This is a genomic window from Providencia sp., assembly GCF_003533305.1.
Lineage (GTDB): Bacteria > Pseudomonadota > Gammaproteobacteria > Enterobacterales > Enterobacteriaceae > Providencia.
In genome coordinates this window covers 20,740-29,015 of sequence record NZ_DOEH01000033.1, presented here as the reverse complement: position 1 = coordinate 29,015, position 8,276 = coordinate 20,740, and the positions used below count along the sequence as shown (strand labels likewise).

General features: G+C 40.7%; 12 protein-coding genes. 1 reads left to right on the top strand and 11 read right to left on the bottom strand.

What is annotated here, in order from left to right; translation table 11 throughout:
• The 9 genes from DD649_RS20020 to fkpA all read right to left on the bottom strand — a co-directional run.
• Positions 1–305, bottom strand: a 305-nt coding sequence (locus DD649_RS20020; RefSeq protein WP_294111164.1) for a GTP-binding protein, incomplete at its 3' end; no start/stop codon positions are given.
• 78 nt (positions 306–383) lie between these two features.
• Positions 384–2,510 (bottom strand): elongation factor G, encoded by a 2,127-nt coding sequence (gene fusA / locus DD649_RS20015; RefSeq protein ID WP_294111159.1) that lies wholly within the window; start codon positions 2,508–2,510, stop codon positions 384–386.
• Between the two features lie 83 nt (positions 2,511–2,593).
• Positions 2,594–3,064: a 30S ribosomal protein S7 gene (rpsG, locus tag DD649_RS20010; protein WP_294111157.1), complete on the bottom strand. Its 471-nt coding sequence runs from the start codon at positions 3,062–3,064 to the stop codon at positions 2,594–2,596.
• Between the two features lie 98 nt (positions 3,065–3,162).
• A complete protein-coding gene (gene rpsL, locus DD649_RS20005; RefSeq protein WP_004923923.1) occupies positions 3,163–3,537 on the bottom strand; it encodes a 30S ribosomal protein S12 in 375 nt (124 codons plus the stop codon).
• Positions 3,538–3,672: 135 nt separating this feature from the next.
• The gene (gene tusB / locus DD649_RS20000; RefSeq protein ID WP_294111056.1) at positions 3,673–3,960 is read right to left on the bottom strand and encodes a sulfurtransferase complex subunit TusB; all 288 of its coding nucleotides are present in this window, start codon (positions 3,958–3,960) and stop codon (positions 3,673–3,675) included.
• A 58-nt stretch (positions 3,961–4,018) separates the two neighbouring features.
• Positions 4,019–4,378: a sulfurtransferase complex subunit TusC gene (tusC, locus tag DD649_RS19995; RefSeq protein ID WP_294111053.1), complete on the bottom strand. Its 360-nt coding sequence runs from the start codon at positions 4,376–4,378 to the stop codon at positions 4,019–4,021.
• 48 nt (positions 4,379–4,426) lie between these two features.
• Positions 4,427–4,831, bottom strand: a complete 405-nt coding sequence (gene tusD / locus DD649_RS19990) for a sulfurtransferase complex subunit TusD (RefSeq protein WP_294111050.1) — start codon at positions 4,829–4,831, stop codon at positions 4,427–4,429.
• Positions 4,824–5,525 (bottom strand): transcriptional regulator, encoded by a 702-nt coding sequence (locus DD649_RS19985; protein ID WP_294111047.1) that lies wholly within the window; start codon positions 5,523–5,525, stop codon positions 4,824–4,826. Before DD649_RS19985 ends, tusD begins: the two co-directional genes overlap by 8 nt.
• A 447-nt stretch (positions 5,526–5,972) precedes the next feature.
• On the bottom strand, positions 5,973–6,722 hold the full coding sequence (fkpA, locus tag DD649_RS19980) for an FKBP-type peptidyl-prolyl cis-trans isomerase (RefSeq protein WP_294111044.1): 750 nt from the start codon (positions 6,720–6,722) through the stop codon (positions 5,973–5,975).
• 242 nt (positions 6,723–6,964) lie between these two features.
• On the opposite strand from fkpA, the gene DD649_RS19975 reads away from it, so the two are divergent.
• Positions 6,965–7,186 (top strand): SlyX family protein, encoded by a 222-nt coding sequence (locus DD649_RS19975; RefSeq protein WP_294111042.1) that lies wholly within the window; start codon positions 6,965–6,967, stop codon positions 7,184–7,186.
• 141 nt (positions 7,187–7,327) lie between these two features.
• On the opposite strand, the gene slyD is transcribed toward DD649_RS19975, so the two are convergent.
• Positions 7,328–7,975 carry a peptidylprolyl isomerase gene (slyD, locus tag DD649_RS19970; protein ID WP_294111039.1) on the bottom strand — a complete coding sequence of 216 codons (648 nt, stop codon included), beginning with the start codon at positions 7,973–7,975 and terminating at the stop codon, positions 7,328–7,330.
• Positions 7,976–8,063: 88 nt separating this feature from the next.
• Positions 8,064–8,267 (bottom strand): YheV family putative zinc ribbon protein, encoded by a 204-nt coding sequence (locus tag DD649_RS19965; RefSeq protein WP_294111036.1) that lies wholly within the window; start codon positions 8,265–8,267, stop codon positions 8,064–8,066.
• Between the last annotated feature and the right edge of the window lie 9 nt (positions 8,268–8,276).

The window sequence follows — 8,276 nt, the reverse complement described above, 5'->3', positions numbered from 1 at the left end:
GCACCGTCCATCTGCGCAGCACCAGTGATCATGTTTTTAACATAGTCGGCGTGACCTGGGCAGTCTACGTGTGCGTAGTGACGAGCTGGAGTGTCATATTCTACGTGTGAAGTAGAGATAGTGATACCACGTGCTTTTTCTTCTGGTGCGTTATCGATTTGATCGAATGCACGAGCAGAACCGCCGTAAGTTTTTGCTAGAACAGTAGTGATAGCTGCTGTCAGAGTAGTTTTACCATGGTCAACGTGGCCGATTGTACCAACGTTAACGTGCGGTTTTGAACGTTCAAATTTTTCTTTAGACACGACTCTATTCCTTATGGAGTTCCCTCTTTACTATAAAGAAGGAACTTAAATTAAAGTAGTTAAATCGATAAAAATCGATTATCTAGCGTTACGAGCTTCGATTACAGCTTGTGCAACGTTGTTTGGCGCTTCACTGTACTTCAAGAACTCCATAGAGTATGAAGCACGACCTTGTGTCTGAGAACGCAGGTCAGTAGCATAACCGAACATTTCTGACAATGGTACTTGTGCACGGACGATTTTACCAGTAGCTAGGTCATCCATACCTTCAATAATACCACGACGACGGTTAAGGTCACCAATTACATCACCCATGTAGTCTTCTGGTGTTTCCACCTCAACTTTCATGATTGGCTCAAGCAGAACAGGTTTAGCTCTTTTGAAGCCTTCTTTAAATGCCAGCGATGCTGCCAATTTAAATGCCAATTCAGATGAGTCAACATCATGGTATGAACCGTAATGCAGACGAACACCCAATTTAACTACTGGGTAACCCGCTAACGGGCCTGATTTCAACTGCTCTTGGATACCTTTATCAACCGCAGGGATGAATTCTGTAGGAATTACACCACCTTTGATTTCATTGATGAACTCATAGTTCATCTCTGCACCGTCTTTGTCTTTCTTGTCCAGTGGGAAAATGTCAATTACGACATGACCGAACTGACCACGACCACCAGACTGTTTAGCGTGCTTACCTTCAACATCCTTCGCTTCGATCTGGATAGTTTCACGATAAGCAACCTGAGGTTTACCAACGTTCGCTTCAACTTTAAATTCACGACGCATACGGTCAACCAGAACGTCTAAGTGCAACTCACCCATACCTGCGATGATAGTCTGATTAGTTTCTTCATCACTAGATACACGGAAAGATGGATCTTCTTGAGCTAAACGGCCCAGAGCGATACCCATTCTTTCTTGGTCAGCTTTTGTTTTTGGTTCAATTGCTACAGAGATAACTGGCTCTGGGAATTCCATACGCTCCAGAATAATTGGCGCGTCAATTGAACACAGAGTATCACCTGTAGTGACATCTTTAAGACCAATTGCAGCCGCGATGTCACCAGCGCGAACTTCTTTGATCTCTTCACGTTTATTAGCGTGCATCTGAACGATACGACCAAAACGCTCTTTTCTTGATTTTACTGGGTTCAGTACAGTATCACCTGAATTAACAACACCGGAATACACACGGAAGAATGTCAGGTTACCAACGAACGGGTCAGTTGCAATCTTAAATGCTAAAGCAGAGAACGGCTCTTCATCACTAGCGTGACGTTCTGCCGGAGTATCTTTACCATCATCCAGAATACCGTTAATTGCCGATACATCTGTAGGTGCTGGTAAGAAATCAATTACTGCATCTAGCATCGCCTGAACACCTTTGTTCTTAAATGCAGAACCACAGGTAACCAGGATAATTTCGCTAGCAAGAACGCGTTGACGAAGAGCAGTTTTAATTTCAGCTTCAGTTAAATCTTCACCGCCCAGATATTTTTCCATCAGTTCTTCTGATGCTTCTGCTGCGGATTCAACTAAGTTGTTGTGCCATTCTTCTGCCAATTCTTGCATGTCAGCAGGGATTTCTTCGTATTCGAAGCTAATACCCTGATCTTCATCACTCCACCTGATCGCTTTCATTTTGATCAAGTCAACAACACCAGTAAACGCTTCTTCTGCGCCAACAGGTAATTGAATTGGAACTGCATTAGCAGCTAAACGTGTTTTTAATTGCTCAACAACACGTAAGTAGTTCGCACCCATACGGTCCATTTTATTAACGAACGCAATACGTGGAACTTTATATTTGTTAGCCTGACGCCATACTGTCTCAGACTGTGGCTGAACACCACCAACCGCACAGTAAACCATTACTGCGCCATCAAGCACACGCATAGAACGTTCAACTTCGATTGTGAAGTCAACGTGACCTGGGGTGTCGATGATGTTTACACGGTGTGGCTCATACTGTTTTGCCATACCAGACCAGAATGCAGTAGTCGCTGCAGATGTGATAGTAATACCACGCTCTTGCTCCTGCTCCATCCAGTCCATTGTTGCAGAACCTTCGTGAGTTTCACCAATTTTATGGTTTACACCTGTATAAAACAGAATACGTTCAGTCGTTGTCGTTTTACCGGCGTCGATGTGCGCACTGATACCGATATTACGATAACGTGCTATGGGCGTTTGACGGGCCATGTTTTCCTCTCTCGTGAGCGTTCAATTCATCATATAAAGGGCAGCAAATAGCTACCCTGAGATACACCACTAACCTTTGGAACTTACCAACGGTAGTGAGCGAACGCTTTGTTAGCTTCTGCCATACGGTGAACGTCTTCACGTTTCTTAACAGATGAACCTTTGTTCTCTGCAGCATCACCTAGTTCATTTGCTAGGCGAAGTGCCATTGACTTATCACCGCGTTTACGAGCAGCGTCAACGATCCAACGCATTGCCAGAGCATTACGACGAACCGGGCGAACTTCAACAGGAACCTGATAAGTTGAACCACCAACACGGCGAGATTTAACTTCCACAGTCGGACGCACGTTATCCAGTGCTAATTCGAATGCATCAAGCGCAGTCTTGCCAGAACGCTGAGCTAATGTCTCAAGTGCGTTATATACAATTGCTTCGGCAGTAGATTTCTTCCCGTCTACCATCAGGATATTTACAAATTTGGCCAGTAATTCTGATCCGAACTTAGGATCTGGCAGAATTTTACGTTGACCTATTACGCGACGACGTGGCATGGATATTACTCCGTTGTTAATTCAGGTTTGTCCAAAACTCTACGAGTTTATTTTGACATTAAGATTAAAAATGTTTGGCCTTACTTAACGGGTATCCATTAAGCCTTAGGCTTTTTAGCGCCGTATTTAGAACGTGCTTGTTTGCGGTCTTTAACACCTGAACAGTCAAGTGCACCGCGAACGGTGTGATAACGCACACCTGGCAAGTCTTTAACACGACCACCACGGATAAGAATTACGGAGTGTTCCTGCAAATTGTGGCCTTCACCACCAATGTAGGAAGAAACTTCATAACCATTAGTTAAACGAACGCGGCATACTTTACGTAATGCTGAGTTTGGTTTTTTAGGTGTGGTTGTATATACACGAGTACATACACCACGTTTTTGCGGGCAAGCTTCCAGCGCTGGAACGTTGCTTTTCACAACTTTCGAGCTACGGGATTTGCGTACCAGCTGATTAATAGTTGCCATTATTAAAAAAGCTCCTGATTTTTTGCTTCGTAAACACGGATTTCGACCTCGTTCGCCAACATGACGATACACGAGGACGCGAAATTTTATGGCTGACTGGCTCAGGTGTCAAGAAATATACAACTTTTAATGCCTTTATAGCGAAAAATGTTGCTTATGTGCTGCCGTTAGCCTCACAAAACCTTGATATGTGACTAACGAAACAGTATTTGAAATGATATTTTGCAGTCCACGAGCATTAACATCTGCATCCAAGACATAAATTTGAGCCCCTGTGTTTTGTAAATCGCAAAGATACTTCGATTGCTCAACGGCTGCAATAACGCCATCTTGCATCAACAAAACAACATCTTGGTGAGTGATTAAACGCAGTATGGCAGGAAAATCACACTTAAACGGGGATGTAGCTATAGTATAAAGCATAGAAAAAATCCTGCTAGAGGTCAAAATCCAAATATCTGATTAAATTTTTATGACGGATTTAAAACTTCAGTACCACATCACAAGCAGCCATTTTTTCTCTAATTTGGGCTGCGTTTAGAATTTGAGGAGAAACGACCCAATTGCTGTGTTCACTGATACCTCGTTCTTGTAATGAGTCAGCGCACAGATAAATCTTATCAATGTCATACAGAGGTAGTATTTTAAATGTCGAAATATAATCTCTGGCTAAAATTTCATTCGTTTTTTGATTCGCCAGTATTTGGCACACACCATCAGAGATAAAAAACACACTAATTTCTTCAGTAATAGCAGACGTTGCCAATAAAGCATCTAGCCCTTCTCGCCCACTTGCATTACCGTGTGGCATTGTTGTAAAGACAAAAGCACATTTTTTCACTCGACACCTTAAATTACAACTTACTAATTACATTGATTATACGATGACTTAAAATTGTATCGTTCTGTCAGTTGTCATCATAGCTTCTGCTAGGCTTCCCAGTCCACTCATCATGAAGCCATCACTTAAATTACTGGCTGATAAAGACAGCGTTTCAGCCTGTTCAGTATCGGCAACACCCCGGCGCAATGCAGCAGAAACGCAAATGTGCATTTCACAATCAGCACGCTTTGCAAGCGCTTGCCAGCCTTGAACTAAATTAAATTCGTCAGTTGCTGGTGAAGTGAGGCTATTGGCATTTAGAACACCATCGCTATAAAAAAACAATGTTTTCAGGCGATGCCCTTCCTCAAGAAGAGCATTAGCAAATTGATAGGCACTCGCCGCTTGCTGAGTGCCATACGCAGGTCCCGTGATTAACAAACAATATGTTAGTTGAGTGCTATTATTCATTCTTGAATTGACGGATATACAAGTAAACAGTGTGCTTCGAAATATTCAAACGATCAGCCACTTGGTTAATCGCATCTTTAATATCAAATATCCCTTTTTCATATAGATTTAACACAACTTGTTTATTTTTCGCATTGTTTGAAACGTTGCGATCCCCACCCACTTCTTCAATAGTATATTCCAATGTTTGAGCAACAAGGTCATCAACGGACGAAGCGAAATTAACATCTGATGTAATTTCTTGTTTTTCTTCTGGCACAAAAGATTTAATAATTTCTGAAAATGGAACATCCAAATTCATATTAATACAGAGAAGACCAATAACACGTTGTTTTTTATTACGAATAGCAATAGTCACCGATTTCATTAAATCGCCACTTTTTGCTTTAGTAAAATAGGCCTTGGAAGCATTCGAATCTTCATCTGCCATATCATGAAGCATTCTTAATGCGAGGTCGGTAATTGGCGAGCCTATTTGACGACCTGTATGCTGACCATTAGCTATTCTCACCGCTGAACGTTGTAGATCTTCCAACGAATGAAGAACAATTTCACAATGCCCACCAATGAGCATGGCGAGACCATCAACCGCAGCTTCATAGGATTTTAAGATTTCGTGGTCGGTTTCAGTGAACGGTTGGTTATCTAATATATTAATATCGCTGAGATCATGTGGTTGTATAGAATCTGACATTTTAAACATTGTCCTTCTAATATAAAAAATTCATCAAGTTGACTAATGAGGCATTCATTATTCGACTAATTTGCCTTCATTGAATCGTGCATAGTCAACAAACGTGATGATAAAGAATAAAATTGAATACATTGAAGTTAAAACTACGAAGCGTCGCAGTCAAGTGAATGAATGCAAGAGAGTATGTTTTATCACAAGTTTTAAACAAATTAAGCTGTTTTTTATACAATGTGAAAATAATGAGATTATGCGAGGAGCACGATTAAATCCATCGTTCTACTCATAATATGTAAGATATAAAAATTAATATACTAGAAACGAATAGACTTAAAATAAAGATTTAGCCTTCGAGCGACCTTCAATTTTTATCGATATTAAAATAATAGAATCTAATGACAAAAACCCAGATTAGCTCTGGGTTTCAGCATATATGACAATCTAAAAAGCTTATTTGCTTGCTGGTTTGATATCTAATAATTCAACATCAAATACTAAAGTAGAGTTTGCAGGGATACCTGGAACACCATTTTCGCCATAAGCTAAGTCAGCTGGGATAACTAACTGAATTTTTCCGCCTTTTTTCACATTTGCCAGACCTTCAGTCCAGCCTTTGATCACTGAGTTCAATGGAATTGTCAGTGGTTCATTACGTGAATATGAGCTATCAAATTCAGTACCGTCAATCAATGCACCTTTGTAATGAACCACAACGGTTTCATCTGCTTTAGGTTTTGCGCCAGTACCTTCTTTTTCGATTTTATACAATAAGCCTGATTTGGTTTTAACTACGCCTTTTTCTTTAGCATATTTTTCGCGATACTCAGCACCTTTTTTCTCATTCGTTGCTGATTCATCTTTCATTTTTTTCTCAGCGGCTTGTTTCACTTGCCCTTCGAATTGGCGAAGCGTTTCTTCAACTTCTGCATCACTCATTTTGCTTTTACTGTTAAATGCATCTTGAACACCAGCCAGTAATTGAGCTTTATCAAGATCAATGCCAATTGTTTTTTGTTCTTCAAGTGAGTTTTGCATATAGCGACCTAAAGAGGCACCTAATGCGTATGCATTACGTTCTTCAGCATTTTTAAATGCACTATTTTCTGCTTGTGCTTTGGTTTCTGCGGCCATTACTTGTGGTGCTGCAAAAGTAAGTGCTAATGTTGTCGCTAGAAGGCTTGCCTTAAACAATGATTTCATCCTGATCTCCGATGATTTTTATTCGAGTATTTAATATTCGAGTATTTAATTTTATTGGTACCCCCCTAATTATACTTAGAGGTCAGCTACCATTAGTATAGATAATTATAAGAACTTCTTAGACAACATTAACAAAAAGAGGTTTCAACGCATATCTCTTTAACTAAAACTTATCTATTGATTTGTAATGTTCGGTTATTATGATGTTTTTTTATAACAATAAACCACAAGGAGCGTCTAAAATGGACTCATCTGACACTTTTGAACAGCGCCTAGAGCTTTTAGAAAGTAAAATTGCCTTTCAAGAATTAGCGCTTGAGCAACTCAATCAGGTTATTACTGAACAACAAATGCAAATGAGCCGAATGCAAGAACACTTACGTGTTGTAACTGATAGACTAAAATCTTCTCAGTCATCTTTGCTTGCAAGGCCTGAAGAGGAAACACCGCCACCTCATTATTAATTTAATGGGGTGATAGTCATTCACTCGTTAAATTGCAAAATCGTCTGGTATTTCTAAGTATTATAATTGTAGATGAAAAAAGGAAAGCCGAGGCTTTCCTTTTCTCTAAACAAAAACTAAACCCTAGCGAATCGCTAAGGATTAGTGACAGCCGCAGCCGCCTTGTTTTTTACCGTGACCTTCGCCACCGCAACCACCTTCTGAACCGTGGTCGTGACCATGGCCACCGCCGCCACAACAACCGCCTTCTGAACCGTGGTCATGACCATGACCACCACCGCCACAACAACCACCTTCGTGATCGTGATCATGGTCGTGGCCGTCAGCGCCATGTACGTGGCCATGTGCAATTTCTTCTTCTGTTGCTTCACGGATAGCCATAACTTCAACATTAAATTTCAGATTTTGACCTGCTAACATGTGGTTACCGTCAACGATAACTTCATCGCCTTCAATTCCTGTAATTTCAACAGGAACTGGACCCATGTCAGTATCAGCTAAGAAACGCATACCAACTTCTAACTCTTCAACACCCATAAAGACATCTTTAGGGACACGTTGAACTAAGTTTTCATCATATTGGCCATAAGCATCATCGGATGCAACTTCAACATCAAAATGTTCGCCAACAGCACGACCTTCTAATGCTTTTTCCAGACCAGAAATTAAAGAACCACGGCCGTGTAAGTAGTCCATTGGCGCACTTGCTGGCGACTCATCAACTAAAACACCGTCTTCTGTTCTTACCTGATAAGCTAAGCTGATTACCAAGTCTTTTGCTACTTTCATGACATCTCCTACATACCCGAGAAGGGAAAAATTTTGCTATATTGTACCGGAAAACAATTGAGCTGTATTGAGATTTGACAAAATTCTCTTACTCTGGTGTAAAAATACCAATGACTTTTTCTTGTTTTCTGACATGTTCCGTTGCGCCCTCATCAGCTTGTCTTTGCTGATCGCCACAATTAACACATTCAACAACATCAATTTTATCTTCTCGCCACATCATCAACGTATCTTGTGACTGGCATTTAGGGCAGGTTGCTCCTGCAATAAAACGTTTACGTGTTGAAGCCATTTTTATACC